Here is a 17,263-nt window from a genome sequence, read left to right on the forward strand (position 1 = left end):
CACTGGACATGCGCAACGCCGGAACTCCTCAGGTTTAGTCTTCGCAAACCAAACCTTAAGCAGGACAACGGCGTTGCGCCCTCACGCCACGCCGAACCCACCCACAACTACGTCACAAGAGCCAAGCTTCGCCACTATATGGTAAGTGGCGAGTTCAGGAGCTAACGGAGAAGCAATCTTGGGAATCCTACAGCGACGGCGTACATGAAAGCCGGGAGGGGAGATCTAAGATCGATTTTTTCGCCCCTCCATATGTCCGCCCAATATTTCCACAATTTCTCCCAATATGGGGACGGGGGCAGGATACCTTCACGCCGGACTCCGCGACACCTCTTACGGGGAGTAGAGTCCATCTCCGGTGCAGGTCGACAGGAGACGCCAACAACTTCGCAACGCTCGAGGTTGACATCGACAACTGGTTTCCTGTCACTTACCAAGAAACAACTTCAGGGAACCTGCATCTACTCGAGCATATTGTCGTGCATGCTGCCGTGGCGTGAGATGCGGCGCGCTGGTCGACGACGGTCTTGCACAAAGGGGTGCGTGGGCCGCGCGCTCACAGAGACTGTCCTAATTTCTCCCGCGCTGACTGATTAGACGCATTACCCGGGCGCCGCGGTGGTGATTACGCTGGCCCTGACCGCGACTGAGAGGAGTGCGAGATGTTCGATCTGACGAGTCCGGCGGTGCCCGTCATCGCCGCGCCGATGGCGGGTGGACCGAGTACACCGGAGTTGGTGATCGCCGCGGCACACGGCGGTGGGCTCGGTTTCCTGGCGGCCGGCTACAAGACGCCCGACGCCGTCGGTGCGGAGATCGATGCCGTCGCCGACGCCCGAATCAACTATGGCGTCAACATCTTTGCCCCGGGACGACCCCTGGGTGACCGCCGCGCCGTCGAACGCTATCGCGAGGCCCTCGGCCCGCTCGCCACACGCTTCGGTGTCGATCTTCCCGAAATCGTCGACGCCGATGACGACCGGTTCGACGTCAAGGTCGATCTGATGATCGAGCGGCGGGTTCCGTTGGTGTCGTTCACTTTTGGTCTTCCCTCGCGCGAGGTGGTCGACCGATTGCACGAGGTCGGCATTCTCGTGATCGCGTCGGTGGCCGATCCGGCCGATGCGACGCGGGCACTCGCCCTCGGCGTCGACGCCCTGTGCGTCCAGGGCGCCGAGGCGGGAGGGCATCGAGCCACCCTCGACCTCGACACCGTCCCGAACACCACGTCGACCCTGGATCTGCTCGGACAGATCGGTCGATTGACCGATGTCCCGCTGATCGCCGCCGGCGGGATCGGCGACGGGCCGACGATCGATGACTGCCTCGCCGCCGGCGCGGTGGCGGTGCAGGTGGGTACCGCACTCCTCGACGCCGATGAGGCCGGGACCAACCCGGTCCATCGCGCGGCGCTGCGCGACCCGGCATTCGACGCGACCACGGTGACCAGAGCGTTTTCCGGACGGCCGGCTCGGGCGCTGCGCAACCGGTTCATCGACGACTTCGATGCGGCCGCACCCGCGGAGTACCCGACCGTCCATCACCTCACCAGCCCGATCCGCAAGTCGGCCATCGCGGCCGGGGATCCGTCGGCGGTCAACCTCTGGGCCGGGGCGGCCCATCGCGGCGTGCGCGGTGGATCGGCCACCGAGATCATCGCCGGGCTGTGGGCCGACACCGCGGCGGCGTCACGGCGGTCGGTGCGCTGACGGCCGGTCCCCGTCCTTGCACGCAAGCTTGTATGCAAGCTAGGGTCGTCGTTCATGACGTCCACGACCGGGCCGGTGGCGGCCGAACGCGCCTACGCCTACACCAAGGAGCGCATCCTCGCCGGCACCCTCGCCGGCGGTGACCTCGTCAGCGAGGGCGTCATCGGTGGGGAACTGGGCATCAGCCGGACCCCGGTGCACGAGGCCTTCTTGCGGTTGGACTCCGAACAGCTGCTCACCCTGGTGTCCCGGAAGGGAGCCATCGTGCGCCCGATGACACCGACCGAGGCGGCCGACGTCCTCGCGATGCGTCACGGCGTCGAGACGGCGGCGGCCGGTCAGGTGTTCACCGCCGGCGGCCCCGCACCGGAGTTCGCCGATCGCCTCGCCGACAATCTGCGTCGTCAGCAGGGATTGGTCGACGACGGCGACGTCGACGGGTTCGTCGAGGCCGACGACGAGTTCCACGCCACGATGGTGAGTGCGTCGGGGAACCCGATCGCCGCGGACTTCTACGACCGACTGCGCAGTCGGCAACAGCGCCTGCGAAACCTGTTGTTACGCATCGACGTGGCCAACCTCGCGGCCTCCTATGCCGATCATCGGGTGCTCGCCGAGCGGCTGATCGCCGGAGACCGGGCGGGTTTCGATCAGGTGCTCGCCGACCATTTCGGCCGGTACCGCGGGGCGATATGAGTTCGGGCACCGCGATCGCCGGATCGGCGGAGACGCTCGACCCACGAGCGGTCGCCCGCCGTGGCTGGATTCCGGTGTTCGGCGCGGTCTTCGCCTGTGCGTGGTCGGGCAATCAGTTCAGTCCGATGCTCTTGCTCTACGAGCGTGTGGGCCACTACTCGGCCGGCACGGTCACGATGTTCCTCGGTATCTACGTCGCGGGCCTGGCCCCCGCGTTGGTGATCGCCGGCGCGGTGTCGGACCACATCGGCCGGCGCACACCGATGTATTACGCGGTGGCCTTCGGTCTCGTCGGCAGTGCACTTCTCGCGCTCGGTGAATTCGGTTCTGCTCCCATCTATCTCGGGCGGCTGTTCGCCGGCATGTCGGTGGGCACCGCGATGGCGGTCGGCACCAGTTGGCTCAAGGAACTGTCCGGGCCGCCGCACGACGTCCGGGCCGACGCCGGTGCCGGGGCGGGCCGGGCATCGCTGGCCTTCACGCTCGGTTCGGCCGCCGGTGCCGCGGTGGCCGGCAGTATCGCCCAATGGGGGCCGATACCCCAGGTGCTGCCCTACGTTCTGCACATCGCGGTGACGCTACCGATGCTCCTGCTCGTGCGTCGCGCACCCGAGACCGTGTTCCCCGCCGCCGCCGCGCGGCCGCTGCATCATCGACTGGTGGTGCCGTCGGCGCGACACCGGCGGTTCCTGGGCGTGGTCCTGGTTTGCGGCCCTTGGCTTTTCGCGGCCTGCGGACTGTCCTACGGCTACCAGCCGGTGTTGCTCTCCGGGTCGACGGGTGGGCTCGGGCTCGCCTACGCGACGGCATTGAGTGTGATCGCGCTGGTCTCCGGTGCGGCCATCCAGCCTGTTGCGCGGCGGATCGACACCCCGTCGGGGGCCCGCGGGATCGTGGTCGCACTCATCGCCCTCGTCGTCGGGCTGATCACGATGATCGGCGCCGTCGCATCGCAGAGCTGGGTGATCGGCATCGTCGCGAGTCTCGTCTTCGGAGCGGGTTTCGGCATCGGGCTGGTCTCCGGACTCCTCGAGGTGCAGCGCATCGCCCCCGCCGAGGACCTGGCGACCCTCACCGGAATCTTCTACGCCGTGGCCTATCTGGGTTTCGCGGTGCCCACGATCCTGGCACTGCTGACGCCGCCGCTGAGCACCGTCGGCCTGCTGTCGATTCTCATCGGCCTGCTCGTGGTGTCGATTCTGGTGGTGCTGCGCGGCTATCGGCGTCATCTGCCCTGACTTTCCATGCAGGAGTGGTGATGCCGACTATCCGGCGAGTGCGCGCCGCAACAGGTGCAATGAGATCGTCGTCGAGCGGTCGCGAACCGCGGCGCGGTCACCGGGCAGATGCAGGGTGCGTGTGATGGTGGGACGTCCCGCCAGTGCGACGCCGAAACAGACTGTGCCCACCGGTTTCTCAGTGGTTCCGCCACCGGGTCCGGCGATCCCGCTGGTCGACAGTGCGGTGTCGGCGCCGAATCGGTCGAGGGCGCCCTCGGCCATGGCGGCGGCCACGGGTTCGCTGACCGCACCGTGTTCGGCGATCAGCTGCGCCGGCACCCCGAGCAGTGCCGCCTTGGCCTCGTTGGAGTACGAGACCACGCCTCCGGCAACGTAATCCGACGATCCCGGCCGATCGGTGAGGCGCGCGGCGATCAATCCTCCGGTGCATGATTCGGCCGTCGCGATGGTGCGGCCCTGCAGCGCTACCGCGATCAGGTCGTCGATGGTGGCGCCGTCGACGGAGAAGATCTGCGAACCATGGTGTGCGAGAAGGGCATCGGCGAGGGCATCGTAGGAGGCGGCGGCGGTCGACGGATAGCGGGTGACGATCTCGACCTCACCGCGACGAAGGCACGTGGTGACCTCGAGATCGTCGAATCCCGCAATACCCGGACCGATCTCACGCAGCGTTGCGGCGAGATCGGATTCGGACAGCCCCATTGCGCGGATCGTCTGCTCACGGAAGTCGCCCCGGCCGGCGAGCGCCTGCTCGATCGGGCCGGTGGCGATGGCGGCGGGCCACATGCCCTGCAGTTCGCGCGGTGGTCCGGGCAGGATGAGGATCGCCGGGCCGTCGTCGCCCGGGATGGCGATGCCGGGCGCGGTCCCGACCGGTGAGATGGGTTGGGCCCCTGCGGGAACCATGGCCTGCTTGCGGGTGCCCGCGCGGGCTGCGGCGGAGTCGTCGGTGACGCCGCGTTGCTGCTGCCATCGTCGGATGATGCCACCGATGTGGGCCTCGAGGTCGGTGTCGAGGTGCAGTGGCCGGCCGGTGAAGCGGGCCACGGTGTCGACGGTCAGATCGTCGGCGGTGGGGCCGAGTCCGCCGGTGGTGACGATCAGCGATACATCCTGTGCGGCGAGGAACTGTAGTTGGGCGATCAGATCGTCGGGGCGATCTCCGCACACGGTGATGTGTGCGACGTCGACGCCCATGTCGAGTAGTTGCCGCGCCACCCACGGACCGTTCTGATCCGCGATGCGGCCGGTCAGGACCTCGGTGCCGGTGACCACGATTCCTGCGCGCGCATTCACGTCGTCGAGCATAGTGCGCGACGCGGATCGGAGGTCGATGCGCGGCGCCGGCAGCGTGGGACAGAGCGCTGTCAGTGAGGTGGGGAGTGCTGTGAACGGGGGATGGTGAATCCCGGAGATCGGGCATGCTCGGATTAGCATGGTGGGGGGTCGGGTCGTTCGTGGTCGGGTGATGCCGTCTCAACAATCCGTGGGAGAAGTATGGACTCAGCAACGCCGCCGCGAAAATCGTTGCTGCAACGGGCCTTCGACGATGTCACCGCGGTCGGGGGTGGGGTTGACGTCGAGGAGGACCCGATCCGGGTGCGTCTGCTGGACGCGGCCTACGACCAGTTCCGACGGATGGGTATCCAGCGCACCTCGCTCGAGGAGGTGGCGCGCCGCGCGGGAACATCGCGGGTGACGCTCTACCGCAAGTTCACCAACAAGGACATCCTCGTCGAGGAGGTGATGCTGCGTGAGTTCCGCCGGTATCTGGTGCAGTTCCTCGCCGACGTCGCGCCCGCCCGCACCGCCGCCGATCGGCTGGTGGCCGGGTTCCTGAGCGCGTATCGCGCGGTGACGACGAACCCGCTGATCATCGGGCTGCTCGAGGTGGAACCGTCGGTGCTGGCCGGCCTGATCGGTGGTGACGACGGTCGGCTGCTGACCGCGGTGCGGATCTTCGTCGCCGCGCAACTGCGTGAGGAACAGCAGGCCGGGAACCTGCGCGGTGACCTCGACGTCGACCTGACCGCCGAGATGCTGGCGCGGATCTCCGTGTCGTTCGTCGTCATCCCCAGCCACATCATCGACCTCTCCGACGACGATCAACTCGTCGACGTCGCCCGGCGCTACCTGGTCCCGATGCTCGACGCCCCGCCCCCGACGACCGGGTAGCGCGACGACCGGGTAGCGCGGCATTCTGGTCGGTCAGTTCAACTGCCAGGCGATCGCCGCGGCGATCGCACCGATCCCGTTGACCGACCAGTGCAGTGCGATCGGGGCGAGGAGGCTGCCGCTGCGCATCCGCAGCCATCCCAGGAGGAGCCCGGCGCCGCCCGTGACGACCACGGCGATCAGTACCCCGGCCACCACGCCGAGGGATCCGGTGCCGACGATGTCGCCGATGCCGTCGTTGTGCGCGGCGAGCCCCAACGACGATGCGACATGCCAGCAGCCGAACAGTGCGGCCTGACCGGCCAGGGCGACGCGCGCAGAGGTTAGCCGCGCCAGCGACCCGAGCAATGCACCCCGGAAGATCACCTCCTCGGCCAGGACCGTCCGCAACGGAATCAGGACCAGCGCGGCGTAGATCGCCGCCGGAACATCGGGGTAGCTGTCGTTGTGGAACAACTCGCGCGTCCACGGCAGCGCGACGGCCCCCGCGGCGACGACGGCGACGATCACGACGATCACGACGGCATACCGCAACCCGGTGGGCATCGTCCGGGGCGACAGTCCCAGGTCATCCCAGCTCAGGCCGGTGACGCGGCCGAGGATCGCGATGACGACGGCAGCGGCCGGGATGAACCATCCGGCGTAGGTCAGAGGGGAGGTGAACACCACGATCTGCACACCGATCAGCAACGCCACCACCAGCGGCGGATACCAGCGCAACCGTGACATGGGTGGTTCCTCGCTGCCGGGCTCGGCTGGTTGCCGCGGATGATGTGCGGATAGGGTTTCGGCGGTATCTGGGTGATTGTGCCCGATGATCGATCCGTTGCGGTGACAGGAGCAGTCATGTCGAGCAAGCCCGCCGAGGATCATGCGGCGACGCCGGGAGACGGCGAACCACGGAGTGAACCGGACACCGCGTCGTCGAAGGGCGTTGGCGTCAAACCAACGGACGGCGAACCGACGGACGCTGAATCGAAAAGAGATGTGCTCGAGGACGACACGCCCGGGGCAAGCGGGCTGCGTCGGCGCCTCGTCGCGTACTCCCACCGCATCAGTTTCACCGGATTGGTGATGGGCACCATTTTCCTGTGGCTGTCGGCCACGCCATCACTGTTGCCGCGTGGTGCGTTCTTCCAGGGGGTCGTCAGTGGCGCGGGCGCCGCGCTCGGTTACTGCGTCGGGGCGTTCCTGGCGTGGTTGGGGCGGTTCATGCTGTCCCGGGATCGGCGGTGGTCGTCGCCGCGCCGGGTGTTCTGGATCGCGCTGGCGGTGGCCTTCGTGATCGGTACCGCGTCGATGTTCTACTGGTTCGCGAAGTGGCAGAACGATATCCGCGACCTGATGGGCGTCGATCGGCTGTCGTGGACGGCGTACCCGGCGGTGGTCGTGATCGCGGTGATCGTGTTCGTGATCCTGATGGTCATCGGTCAGGCCTGGGCGTCACTGCTCGTGTGGCTGGTTCGGCAGCTCAACCGGATTGCGCCGCCCCGCGTTTCGGCCGTCGCCGGTGCGGTGGTCGTGGTGTTGCTGACGGTGTTCATCCTCAACGGCGTCGTCGCCAAGTATTCGATGCAGTGGCTCAATGCGAGTTTCGCCGCCGCCAACAACGAGACCGACCCGGATTCGGCGCCGCCGACGAGCGGGCTGCGATCCGGCGGTCCGGGGTCGCTGGTCACCTGGGCGTCGCTGGGACGGGAAGGCCGCCGCATCGTCAACGGCGGCCCGTCCGTCGAGGAACTGTCGGCGTTCAACGCCGCACCGGCGATGGAACCGATCCGTGCGTTCGTCGGGCTCGGGTCCGGCGACGACCAGCGCGCCAATGCCCGGCTGGCCGCCGACGAACTCGTGCGGGCCGGTGGACTCGACCGCGCGGTGATCGCCATCGGCTCGGCGACCGGTTCCGGCTGGCTCAACAAGGCCACCATCGACTCGCTGGAGTACATGTACAACGGCGACGTCGCGACGGTGTCGATGCAGTACTCCTACCTGCCGAGTTGGATCTCGTTCCTGGTGGACAAGGAACGCGCCCGGCAGGCGGGCAGTGCACTGTTCGAGGCGGTGGACGCCCGGGTGAGGGCGCTGCCGGAGGATCAACGACCCAAGCTCGTCGTCTTCGGGGAGAGCCTGGGCAGCTTCGGTGCGGAGGCCGCCTTCGGCACCGTTCCCACCGTGGCCGCCCGCACCGACGGTGCCCTGTTCAGCGGTCCCACCTTCAACAACGCCATCTGGAGCGATGCGACGACGGCGCGTGACGCCGGGTCGCCGCAGTGGCAGCCGATCTACGGCAACGGTGAACAGGTGAGATTCATCGCCGACCCGCCGGATCTCGACCGCCCCGATGCGCCCTGGCCCGGGCCACGTGTGGTGTATCTCCAGCACGCCTCCGACCCGATCACGTGGTGGTCGCCGGCGCTGGTGCTGTCCGAGCCGGACTGGCTGCGCGAGGACCGGGGACGTGACGTCCTCGACGCGGTGCGCTGGATCCCGTTGGTCACATTCCTGCAGGTCTCCGCCGATATGGCGGTGTCGACCGGCGTACCCGACGGGCACGGGCATCACTATCTGAGCGCGATTCCGTACTCGTGGGCGCGCATCCTCTCACCGCCCGGATGGACCACCGAGAAGACCGAGGCGCTGCTGCCGCTGTTGCATCGCGACTGATCGGAGCCGCTACTCCGCGACCGGGCGGGACCCGCCCATCCGGATTTGCTTCGGCGTCGAAGTGCTGGTGGGTTAGGGGTGACACAACCGACTGCAGCGACGAGTGGAGCGAGGAGCCGCGCCGATGACCGAGGACCTGGTGGTACTCGTCGATGACGACGGCACGCCGCGCGGCACGGCGGATCGAGGGTCGGTGCACGACGAGCACACACCGCTGCATCTGGCGTTCTCCTGCCACGTCGTCGACGATGCCGGCCGACTGTTGATGACGCGGCGCGCGTTGAGCAAGAAGACCTGGCCGGGCGTCTGGACGAACTCGTTCTGTGGGCATCCCCGGCCCGGGGAGGACATCACCGACGCCGTTCGCCGCTACTCGCAGCGTGAGCTGGGTTTCGATGTCGACGACCTGCGGCCGATCATCCCCGATTTCCGTTACCGCGCGGTCGACGCCAGCGGTGTGGTCGAGAACGAGGTGTGTCCGGTGTTTCTGGCGCGTGCCCGGGGACCGGTCGTCGCCAATCCGGACGAGGTGATGGAAGTCGCCTGGGCCGGGGTCGACGACGTGTGGGCGGCAGCGATCCGTACGCCGTGGTTGCTCAGCCCGTGGTTCGTCGAACAGGTTCGTGCCCTGGGTACCGGGCCAGATCCGTATCGCCTCGTCGGAGCCCGGACGTGAGCCTGCGCCGACCCAACCTGGACCGGGTGCAGCCGTACGCCCGGTACGACGCCGTGGCCGAAGCGAGTGCCTCCCTGGTGATCCGGTCGTACTCGTCGTCGTTCGGTCTCGCATCCCGCTTGCTGCGCGGGCCGGTGCGCCGCGATGTCCATAACATCTACGCGCTGGTGCGGGTGGCCGACGAGATCGTCGACGCCCCACGCCCGGGACAGGGCATCGACGAACGTCGGGTGGCCCTCGACCAGCTCGAGAGCGACACCGAGGAGGCGATGGGCACCGGGACGAGCGCCAATCTCGTCGTCCACGCCTTCGCCCGCACCGCCCGCCGGGTCGGTATCGAATCATCGCTCACCGCACCATTTTTCGCGTCGATGCGTACCGATCTGGACTGCACGAATCACGACGATGCGTCGCTGGCCACCTACATCTACGGATCGGCCGAGGTCGTCGGATTGATGTGCCTGCGCGCGTTTTTGGCCGATGAGCGGGATCGGTACGCGCGGTACGACGCGATGGCCCCGGGGGCGCGTAGGCTCGGTGCGGCCTTCCAGAAGGTGAACTTTCTCCGGGACTTCGGCGTCGACAGCGGCGATCTGGGACGGACGTACCTCACCGGGCTCGACCCGGCCGACCCGCGCGACGACGCCTGGCACCGGTGGCTCGACGACGTCGACACCGATCTCGCGGCCGCGGCGACGATCATCCCCGACCTGCCGATCGGCAGCCGCATCGCGGTGTGTACGGCCCACGATCTGTTCGCGGAGTTGGCCGTCGGTCTGCGCGGGGTGCCGGCGGCCGAGGCGGCGCGTCGGCGGATCCGGGTGTCGACCCCCGGCAAGGTCCGGATCGCGGCCGCCGCGATGGCGCGTCGTGGGCGGCCCCGGGTGGCCGCATGATCGGTGAGTCGAAGGTGGTCCCACGATGAATAGTCTTGTGCCGCAACAGAAGAAGGTAGTGATCATCGGCGGTGGCGTGGCCGGTCTGGCGACGGCCGCGCTGCTGGCCGCCGATGGCCACGATGTTGATGTGGTGGAGCAGGGCGCCGAGTTCGGTGGCCGCGCCGGAAGCTGGGAGCGCGACGGTTTCCGCTTCGACACCGGCCCGTCGTGGTGGCTGATGCCGGAGGTCTTCGACCACTTCTTCGCCCTGCTGGGGACATCGACGGCCGAACAGGTGAGGTTGACGTCGCTGGAGCCCGGGTATCGGGTGTTCTTCGAGGGACATGGCGACGCGCTCGATGTGTCCGGTGACGTGGCGCGCAACCGGGCGATGTTCGAGTCGATCGAGCCGGGGGCCGGTGCCGCGTTGGACCGGTATCTCGCGTCGGCACGCGACACGTATGACGTTGCGGTGCGACGGTTCCTGTACACCAGCTTCGACACTGCGCACGCGTTCACCGGCGCCGAGTTGGTGCGGCGGTTGCCACGGTTGTTGCGGCTGCTCGGCGAAAGCCTCGACGGCTACACCAGGCGGTACTTCACCGATCGGCGGCTGCGCCAGATACTCGGGTACCCGGCGGTCTTTCTCGGTGCGTCGCCGGAACGGGCGCCGGCGATGTACCACCTGATGAGCTGGCTCGACCTCGACGACGGCGTGCGGTATCCCGACGGCGGATTCACCACCTTCGTCGATGCGCTGGTCCGGGTGGCGCAGGGTGCGGGTGCGCGCCTGCATTCGTCGAGCCCGGTGGTGGGTATCACGACTCGCCCGAATCCTGGCCGCTCGCTGCGGGATCGGCGGTCGGCGGAGGTCAGTGGCGTCCGCGTGCGGGACGCCGACGGTACCGAGCGATCGCTGGCCGCGGACGTGGTGATCGGTGCGACGGACCTGCATCACCTGGAAACGGAGTTGCTGCCGGCCCGATTGCGGACCTTCGACCAGAAGTGGTGGGATCGTCGGACATCGGGCCCCGGTGCGGTGCTGGTGTTCCTGGGAGTGCGTGGGCGGCTGCCCGAACTGGCCCATCACTCGCTGTTCTTCACCGAGGACTGGGGCTCGAACTTCGATGCGATCTTCGAAAAGCCCACTCGCATACCCGATCCCGCATCACTGTATGTGTGCCGGCCATCGGCCTCGGACGATTCGGTCGCACCCGAGGGCGATGAGAATCTCTTCTTCCTCGTCCCGGTGCCGGCCGATCCCGGTCTGGGGCATGGGGGCGTCGACGGTCTCGGTGATCCGCTGATCGAGCAGATCGCCGACCGCGCCATCGAATTGGTGTCGAAGTGGGCTGACATCCCCGATCTCGCCGACCGGATCGTGCTGCGGCGCACCACCGGTCCGGCGGACTTCGTCGACGACCTGAACTCCTGGTCCGGTGGCGCGCTCGGACCGGCACACACGTTGCGGCAGAGCGCCTTTCTGCGTGCCACCAACCGGTCCCGAAAGGTGTCGGGACTGTACTACGCCGGTGGGAGCACGCGACCGGGTATCGGTCTGCCGATGTGCCTGATCAGTGCCGAACTCATCCGCAAGAGATTGCGTGGCGACACGACGACGGGACCGTCGGCGTCGTAGTCTCCGTCGCGTCGAGTGGGCGCTGTTTCGCGTCGACTGTGCGTCCTTTTGCGTCGAGTGGGCGCTGTTTCGCGTCGACCGTGCGTCGAATCTCGTTGAGTGGGCGCTGTTTCGCGTTGACTGTGCGCACCATCCTCCACTTGCGGCGGGCGGAGCGAGTAACTCGGTAGGATACTGCGCACACTCGACGGAATACAGCGCCCACTCGATGGAATACGGCGCACACTCGATGGAATACGGCGCCCACTCGACGGAATACAGCGCACACTCGACGGGAAAGGGCGCCCACTCGACGGGGTCAGGCCGGGCCGATCAGTCCCGCAACGATTTTCGCGGACAGCAGGACCAAGGGCACGCCCCCGCCGGGGTGGGCCGATCCGCCGACCAGGTACAGGCCCGGGACGGGGGAACGGTTGGCGGGACGCAGGAAGGCGGACCGTGGTCCGTTCGACGACGTCCCGTAGATCGACCCGCCGGGAGTGAGGGTCCGCCGCTGGAGGTCGGACGGTGAGATGACGAATCGATGGCGAATGCGTCCGGCGATGTCGATGTCGCGCATCGACATCAGGTCCACGAGGAGATCGGCATACCGGCTCGCCACACCGGGTGCATCCCAATCCATTCCGCGGTCCGGGTCGTGCCGTGGGGCGTTCACGAGGACGAACCACGCCGCGGTCGAGGCGTCGGGTCGCACCGCCGGGTCGTCGGGGGCGGTGATGTAGATGGTCGGGTCGGCGACCGGGCGGGGCCGGCCGTGGCGTCCGAAGACCGCGTCGAACTCGGCGTCGTAGTCGGAGGGGAACAGCACCGTGTGATGGGTCATCGGCGGCGGATCGTCGACGGCGAGCAGCATCACGAAACCCGACAACGAGGGGGTGGATCGATGCAGCGAGCGGCGCGCCCGACGAGCGGGCGGTGTGGTGATGAGATGCGAATAGACCTGCTCCGCATCGGCATTGGCCACCACGAGATCGGCGTCCACGACGCGGCCGCCGACGGTGCGCACACCGGTGACCCGCCCACCCGAGGTGGTGATGGCCTCGACCTCGGTGTCGGTGCACAGGAGCCCACCGAGCTCGAGGAGCCGGTCCCGTAGGGCGATCGCGATGCGGCCGAGACCGCCGCGCACATACCACGAGCCGCCGCTCTGCTCGGCCCACGGAACCGATAACAGCGCCCCCGGTGCGCGGCGCGGATCGGAACCCGTGTAGGTGGCGTAGCGGTCCAGCATCATGCGGAGTCGGACGTCGTCGAGGTACCGGTGGCCCAGGCCGCGCAGACTGTGCCACGGGGCGACGGTACGGACGTCGGACACCGAACGAGCCAGCGAGGCCATGCGCCGCAACGAGATCGGGGATTCGAGAAACGGTTCCCGCGTGACGTCCCAGATCTGCTGGGAGCGCCGCAGCAGACCCTGCCACTGGGCGCCGCATCCCGAACCCAGGGCGGCGTCGAGTGCGGCGGGGATGTCGGTCATCTCCCCGGGCAGGTCGAGGAGTGTGCCGTCGGGAAAGTAATACCGCGCGGCGATCGGAAGGCGTTGCAAGTCCAGGACATTCCCCAGTGGCGCCCCGGTGTCGGCGAACAGCTCGGCCAGCACCTGCGGCATGGTGAGGAGCGAAGGCCCGGTGTCGAAGACGAATCCGTCCTGGGTGAGGACGCCGAGTTTGCCGCCGACGTCCGCCGATTGCTCGAGAACGGTCACCCGATGCCCCGCCGCCTGCAACCGGATCGCGGCGGCGAGCCCGCCGACACCGGCGCCGATCACCACGATGTCAGACACCGTTGATCTCCCGTCCCTTCCAGCGCAGCAGTCCTCGGCGATGGGTGATCACGGAATCGACTGTCATACCGGTGAAGGCGACGACCGAGATCGGATGTGCCAGCGAGTCGGGCAGTGCACGTCCACCTGTCCGGCGGGCACTGACGACCCGCGAGGCGACCCCGGCCAGATAACCGAACAGGCCGACCCGTGAGCCGGTGAGTGCGGCCACGGCGGGCACGACATAGGTGAGCAGCAGGAGAGCGGACACCGCCGCCGCACCTGCCGGGGAACCGAAGGCCGACCACAGCGACTTGCGGTACCCGTCGCGAATCTCCCGCCAGCCCACATACATTCGGCACGAAGCCACCTCGCTGCCGTCACCGACGACCCCGCGCCCATCGACCGCCTTCACCGCACGCAGCAGCGCGATGTCCTCCAGCACCTCGGCGCGCACCGCGCCGTGACCACCGGCACGGCGGTAGGCGGTGGCGTCGACGATCAGGAACTGACCGTTCGCGGCCGACAGGCTCGGCCGCGCCGACCGTTCGGCCAGTCGCAGCGGGAGCGTCGACATCCAACTCCACTGCAGGAGCGGTTGTATCAGCCGCTCGGCGTAGGTGCCGGCGATCTGACGCGGGTAGGGACAGAACATGTCCAATCCGGCCGTGCGCATCGTGGCCACGCTCGCGGTGAACGCGTCCGGCGCCACCCGCACGTCGGCGTCGACGAAGACGAGAACGCCCCGCTCGACGGCGCGATACGACAACTGCTCACACGCCCACGCCTTGCCGAGCCACCCGGAGATGGGGCCGGCGCCGCTGACGATCTCGAGTGCGGGAATCTGCTCGGCCAGGTCCGCGAGGATGTCGGCGGTGCCGTCGGAGGAGTCGTCATCGAGTACGACGATGCGCACCGGCCCCCGCCACCGATCGGCTGCGGCGGCGACGGCGCGGAGGCAGTCGCGGGCGTGGCGGGCCTCGTCGCGCATGGGCAGCAGCACCGACAACGGTTCGTCACCACTGGGTGCGTGCGCATTCGGCACCCGGATGGTGGCGGCGTTCACCATCGCCAGCACGGCCGAGCCGGTGGCCGTCGCTGTTCCGCACGCCACCAGCGCACGCCAGATCTCACCGCCGCGCACGACGCACCTCGCGGACCAGCGAGATCGCGAGGGGAATCGCGATCACCCCCATCAGCACCCCGCCGACCACCGCGACCATGGGTCGGCCGAAGAAGACCAGGTGGCCGATCACCGACGAGAAGTACGTCCAGAGGTACGCGACGAGCGGGACCGTGCCCTCCGGGGCGTCCGAGCCCCGTCCGGTGCGCATTGCGACGCTCAGACACGTCATGATGATCAGCGAGACCATCAGCCAGCCGGCGAAGTTCGACAGCGGGATGCCGTCCACTCCGGGCAGCGATGGCGTCGTCGAATCCCACTGCCAATAGCCGTTGTCGACCATCTGCGGATCGAGGAAGACATCCCACGCGGTCAGTGCGTACGCACCGACCGGGATGACCAACCAGGTCCGGTCAGCGGCAAGCCGGGTGGCGACGACGAACGCCGGCCAACTCATCATGATCCACGCCGCGGGCACCGCGACGGGCACTCCGAATAGTTCCGGTTGCAGCGCGCCGGTGTAGGAGTAGGCGCCGAACGGGACTCCGGTGTGCACGCCCACGGTTTCGGCCAGCAGTCCGCCACCACCGGCGACGAGCAGCAGGGTCAGGGCACCACGGAGACCGTGGGTGGCACCGGCCGCGCAGAGCATGGCCACCGACAGCAGCAGGGCGCTGCCCGTGGTCATCGCGGTGGTGCCGCCGCCGGTCAGCGGGAAGGCGATCTGGAGAAGGATGTTGGCGCACAACAGCGTCCAGGCGGCGATCGGCAGGAAGCGACGTGGGACGAGGTGTGCGCCGGCGTGCTCGACGGTGCGTCCGGACACGCTGCTCACTGGGTGTCACCCCGGTATGTCCCGTCGACGGTCTCGACGCTGAATCGGGCGAAAAGCTCTTCGGCATACCACCGTTCGGGTGTGGTACGTCGAATGGCGGAGACGTGTTCGGGGTTTCGATAGGCGAAGGCCGTCAGATCGCGCGCGTCATCCCACAGCGAGAAGGTGCCCTGCACGCCGATGGGAGCCTCACCGATCCCCACCGCGAGACGCACCCCCGACGACGCGTTGAGGGCCGCCGCGACCGGCGGTACCGAACGCCAGAAGGATGCCATCCGGGTCGGGCGCAGCCGCGCCCGGGTGATCGCCGCGACCGGACCCGGTACTCGACCCGGCGTGCGAGAGGCGTTGACACCAAATGGTTCCCGCCGCGACCACCGGCCGCGGGCGGAGAGCGGTCGCATCCGGATCCGCAGGTGCTCCCGGCTGATCGCCTCCCACCGATCGAGGTAGGACAGTCCCATCGGGCCGCTCTCCTCCCAGGCGAGGAGTACGGCCCAGTGGGACAGATCGGCGTCGCGCATGGTGAACGTCTCACCGGAACCGGTGCCGAGGACCTTGGCAAAGCGCAGTCCGGGAACATCTTTCAACGATCGACGGGCACGTGCGACGCGCTGCAGCGCGGCGAACACCGAGTCGACCCCGAACAGGTGCAGGTCGACCACCGGCGGTGCGGGTGCTGCGTCGCTCATGACTCCCGCCACACGCACCGGTGGATCAGATCGGTCAGCGCCTTCCGCGTGCGGTCATCGGAGTCGAGCCCGTCGACGGTGCGCAGGGCCGCATCGGTCAGCTCGTCGATGCGTCGTTCCACACCGCGTCGAGCGCCGGTGGACTCCATCAACTCGCGCAGCGCGGCCACATCCCGTTCTCGCACAGCCGGATTACCCAATGCGCGGGACAGCAGTTGACGGCCGACCCGGTTCGCGCGCTCCTCGGTGATGGCCACGAGCAGGGTGCGTTTGCCCTCCCGGATGTCGTCGACGTTGGATTTGCCGGTCGCCGCCGGATCGCCGAACACACCCAGGACATCGTCGCGTAGCTGGAAGGCCTCGCCGGCATGGATGCCGATGTCGTCGTAATCGGCGAGCAGGCGGGCATCGGCTCGCGCCAGGGTTCCGCCGAGCCGAAGTGGCTGGGAGATGGTGTATTTGGCGCTCTTGAAGCGCAGGATCGTGTGCGCTCGCGCACGGGTGATACCGGATGTGGTCTGCGCCAGCATGTCCAGGGTCTGGCCGGCGAAGGCCTCGTCGCGCATCTGTGACCACACCGCGCGCGCCGCACGGCGGATGTCGCGGTCGGCGTCGTCGAGGGCGGTGGCGAGCAGATCGTCGGACCAGGTCAGGCAGAGGTCGCCGGCGAGGATCGCCATCGAGGTGCCGTGGGTGGTGGGGTTGCCGCGCAACCGGTCTCGACGATGCCGATCGGCGAAGTCGCGGTGCACGGTCGGAAGACCGCGACGGGTGTCGCTGTCGTCCATGATGTCGTCGTGGACGAGCGCGGCGAGGTGGAACAACTCGATGGCGGCGGCGGCCGCGGCGGCGCCGGGCGCGAGATCGGCACCCGCACCGCGAGATCCCCACAGGCAGAACGCCGCGCGTAATCGCTTGCCGCCGGTCGCGGAACGCCGGATCGCGCCGGTGAGCGCTGCGGTGTCGGGGTCGACGGCACCGAGGACCGAGGCGTGGGCGTCGAGGGTTCCCCGCACGATGCCCTCGACGAGGGTGGCGTCGTCTGGTGGATCGCTGGGGGCGTCGGACGTGACCGTGGGTAGCGGCCTCGTGCGCATGTGCGGCTCCTCGGGGACGCGGGTGGGCTACGGATCTGGACTGTGATGGATTCGGTGCTGCGATGGATTCGGAGCT

The 17,263-nt window shown here is 68.3% G+C and carries 15 protein-coding genes; 8 read left to right on the plus strand and 7 right to left on the minus strand.

The window, feature by feature from the left end:
- The first annotated feature begins 662 nt into the window (after positions 1-662).
- From ABLE92_RS18445 to ABLE92_RS18455, 3 genes are read left to right on the plus strand one after another with little or no spacing between them, the layout of a single operon-like run.
- Positions 663-1,709 (plus strand): nitronate monooxygenase, encoded by a 1,047-nt coding sequence (locus tag ABLE92_RS18445; RefSeq protein WP_348806223.1) that lies wholly within the window; start codon positions 663-665, stop codon positions 1,707-1,709.
- A gap of 54 nt (positions 1,710-1,763) precedes the next feature.
- Complete coding sequence (locus ABLE92_RS18450) at positions 1,764-2,405, plus strand: GntR family transcriptional regulator (RefSeq protein ID WP_348806224.1); 642 nt, start codon at positions 1,764-1,766, stop codon at positions 2,403-2,405.
- Complete coding sequence (locus tag ABLE92_RS18455; RefSeq protein ID WP_348806225.1) at positions 2,402-3,643, plus strand: MFS transporter; 1,242 nt, start codon at positions 2,402-2,404, stop codon at positions 3,641-3,643. The genes ABLE92_RS18450 and ABLE92_RS18455 overlap by 4 nt, the downstream gene beginning before the upstream one ends.
- A gap of 27 nt (positions 3,644-3,670) precedes the next feature.
- On the opposite strand, the gene ABLE92_RS18460 is transcribed toward ABLE92_RS18455, so the two are convergent.
- Positions 3,671-4,942, minus strand: a complete 1,272-nt coding sequence (locus ABLE92_RS18460) for a competence/damage-inducible protein A (RefSeq protein ID WP_348806226.1) — start codon at positions 4,940-4,942, stop codon at positions 3,671-3,673.
- Positions 4,943-5,143: 201 nt separating this feature from the next.
- Here ABLE92_RS18460 and ABLE92_RS18465 point away from each other — a divergent pair, with 201 nt between their 5' ends.
- Complete coding sequence (locus tag ABLE92_RS18465; protein ID WP_348806227.1) at positions 5,144-5,821, plus strand: TetR/AcrR family transcriptional regulator; 678 nt, start codon at positions 5,144-5,146, stop codon at positions 5,819-5,821.
- 33 nt (positions 5,822-5,854) lie between these two features.
- On the opposite strand, the gene ABLE92_RS18470 is transcribed toward ABLE92_RS18465, so the two are convergent.
- Positions 5,855-6,550, minus strand: coding sequence for a CPBP family intramembrane glutamic endopeptidase (locus tag ABLE92_RS18470; protein ID WP_348806228.1), 696 nt, complete (start codon positions 6,548-6,550; stop codon positions 5,855-5,857).
- A 117-nt stretch (positions 6,551-6,667) separates the two neighbouring features.
- Here ABLE92_RS18470 and ABLE92_RS18475 point away from each other — a divergent pair, with 117 nt between their 5' ends.
- The 4 genes from ABLE92_RS18475 (at position 6,668) to crtI (ending at position 11,678) form a co-directional block, all read left to right on the plus strand.
- Positions 6,668-8,485 (plus strand): alpha/beta hydrolase, encoded by a 1,818-nt coding sequence (locus tag ABLE92_RS18475; protein ID WP_348806229.1) that lies wholly within the window; start codon positions 6,668-6,670, stop codon positions 8,483-8,485.
- A gap of 124 nt (positions 8,486-8,609) precedes the next feature.
- The gene (gene idi / locus ABLE92_RS18480; RefSeq protein WP_348806230.1) at positions 8,610-9,161 is read left to right on the plus strand and encodes an isopentenyl-diphosphate Delta-isomerase; all 552 of its coding nucleotides are present in this window, start codon (positions 8,610-8,612) and stop codon (positions 9,159-9,161) included.
- Complete coding sequence (locus ABLE92_RS18485; protein ID WP_348806232.1) at positions 9,158-10,057, plus strand: phytoene/squalene synthase family protein; 900 nt, start codon at positions 9,158-9,160, stop codon at positions 10,055-10,057. The genes idi and ABLE92_RS18485 overlap by 4 nt, the downstream gene beginning before the upstream one ends.
- A 25-nt stretch (positions 10,058-10,082) precedes the next feature.
- Complete coding sequence (gene crtI, locus ABLE92_RS18490; protein ID WP_348806234.1) at positions 10,083-11,678, plus strand: phytoene desaturase family protein; 1,596 nt, start codon at positions 10,083-10,085, stop codon at positions 11,676-11,678.
- A 298-nt stretch (positions 11,679-11,976) separates the two neighbouring features.
- Here crtI and ABLE92_RS18495 read toward each other — a convergent pair whose 3' ends face one another.
- The 5 genes from ABLE92_RS18495 to ABLE92_RS18515 are packed head-to-tail and all read right to left on the minus strand — an operon-like array spanning position 11,977 to position 17,187.
- Positions 11,977-13,461, minus strand: a complete 1,485-nt coding sequence (locus ABLE92_RS18495; RefSeq protein ID WP_348806235.1) for a phytoene desaturase family protein — start codon at positions 13,459-13,461, stop codon at positions 11,977-11,979.
- Complete coding sequence (locus tag ABLE92_RS18500) at positions 13,454-14,584, minus strand: glycosyltransferase family 2 protein (RefSeq protein WP_348806236.1); 1,131 nt, start codon at positions 14,582-14,584, stop codon at positions 13,454-13,456. The genes ABLE92_RS18495 and ABLE92_RS18500 overlap by 8 nt, the downstream gene beginning before the upstream one ends.
- Positions 14,571-15,398, minus strand: coding sequence for a carotenoid biosynthesis protein (locus ABLE92_RS18505; RefSeq protein ID WP_496560823.1), 828 nt, complete (start codon positions 15,396-15,398; stop codon positions 14,571-14,573). The genes ABLE92_RS18500 and ABLE92_RS18505 overlap by 14 nt, the downstream gene beginning before the upstream one ends.
- Positions 15,395-16,090 (minus strand): monooxygenase, encoded by a 696-nt coding sequence (locus tag ABLE92_RS18510; protein WP_348806237.1) that lies wholly within the window; start codon positions 16,088-16,090, stop codon positions 15,395-15,397. Before ABLE92_RS18510 ends, ABLE92_RS18505 begins: the two co-directional genes overlap by 4 nt.
- Positions 16,087-17,187, minus strand: coding sequence for a polyprenyl synthetase family protein (locus ABLE92_RS18515; RefSeq protein WP_348806238.1), 1,101 nt, complete (start codon positions 17,185-17,187; stop codon positions 16,087-16,089). The genes ABLE92_RS18510 and ABLE92_RS18515 overlap by 4 nt, the downstream gene beginning before the upstream one ends.
- Positions 17,188-17,263: the final 76 nt, after the last annotated feature.

Source organism: Gordonia oleivorans (assembly GCF_040044975.1).
GTDB lineage: Bacteria > Actinomycetota > Actinomycetes > Mycobacteriales > Mycobacteriaceae > Gordonia > Gordonia oleivorans.

Bases quoted from the DNA above. Each gene is read 5' to 3' on its own strand.
- ABLE92_RS18445 (WP_348806223.1), top strand. From the start codon at position 663: ATGTTCGATCTGACGAGTCCGGCGGTGCCCGTCATCGCCGCGCCGATG.
- ABLE92_RS18450 (WP_348806224.1), top strand. From the start codon at position 1,764: ATGACGTCCACGACCGGGCCGGTGGCGGCCGAACGCGCCTACGCCTAC.
- ABLE92_RS18455 (WP_348806225.1), top strand. From the start codon at position 2,402: ATGAGTTCGGGCACCGCGATCGCCGGATCGGCGGAGACGCTCGACCCA.
- ABLE92_RS18465 (WP_348806227.1), top strand. From the start codon at position 5,144: ATGGACTCAGCAACGCCGCCGCGAAAATCGTTGCTGCAACGGGCCTTC.
- ABLE92_RS18470 (WP_348806228.1), bottom strand. From the start codon at position 6,550: ATGTCACGGTTGCGCTGGTATCCGCCGCTGGTGGTGGCGTTGCTGATC.
- ABLE92_RS18475 (WP_348806229.1), top strand. From the start codon at position 6,668: ATGTCGAGCAAGCCCGCCGAGGATCATGCGGCGACGCCGGGAGACGGC.
- idi (WP_348806230.1), top strand. From the start codon at position 8,610: ATGACCGAGGACCTGGTGGTACTCGTCGATGACGACGGCACGCCGCGC.
- crtI (WP_348806234.1), top strand. From the start codon at position 10,083: ATGAATAGTCTTGTGCCGCAACAGAAGAAGGTAGTGATCATCGGCGGT.
- ABLE92_RS18510 (WP_348806237.1), bottom strand. From the start codon at position 16,090: ATGAGCGACGCAGCACCCGCACCGCCGGTGGTCGACCTGCACCTGTTC.
- ABLE92_RS18515 (WP_348806238.1), bottom strand. From the start codon at position 17,187: ATGCGCACGAGGCCGCTACCCACGGTCACGTCCGACGCCCCCAGCGAT.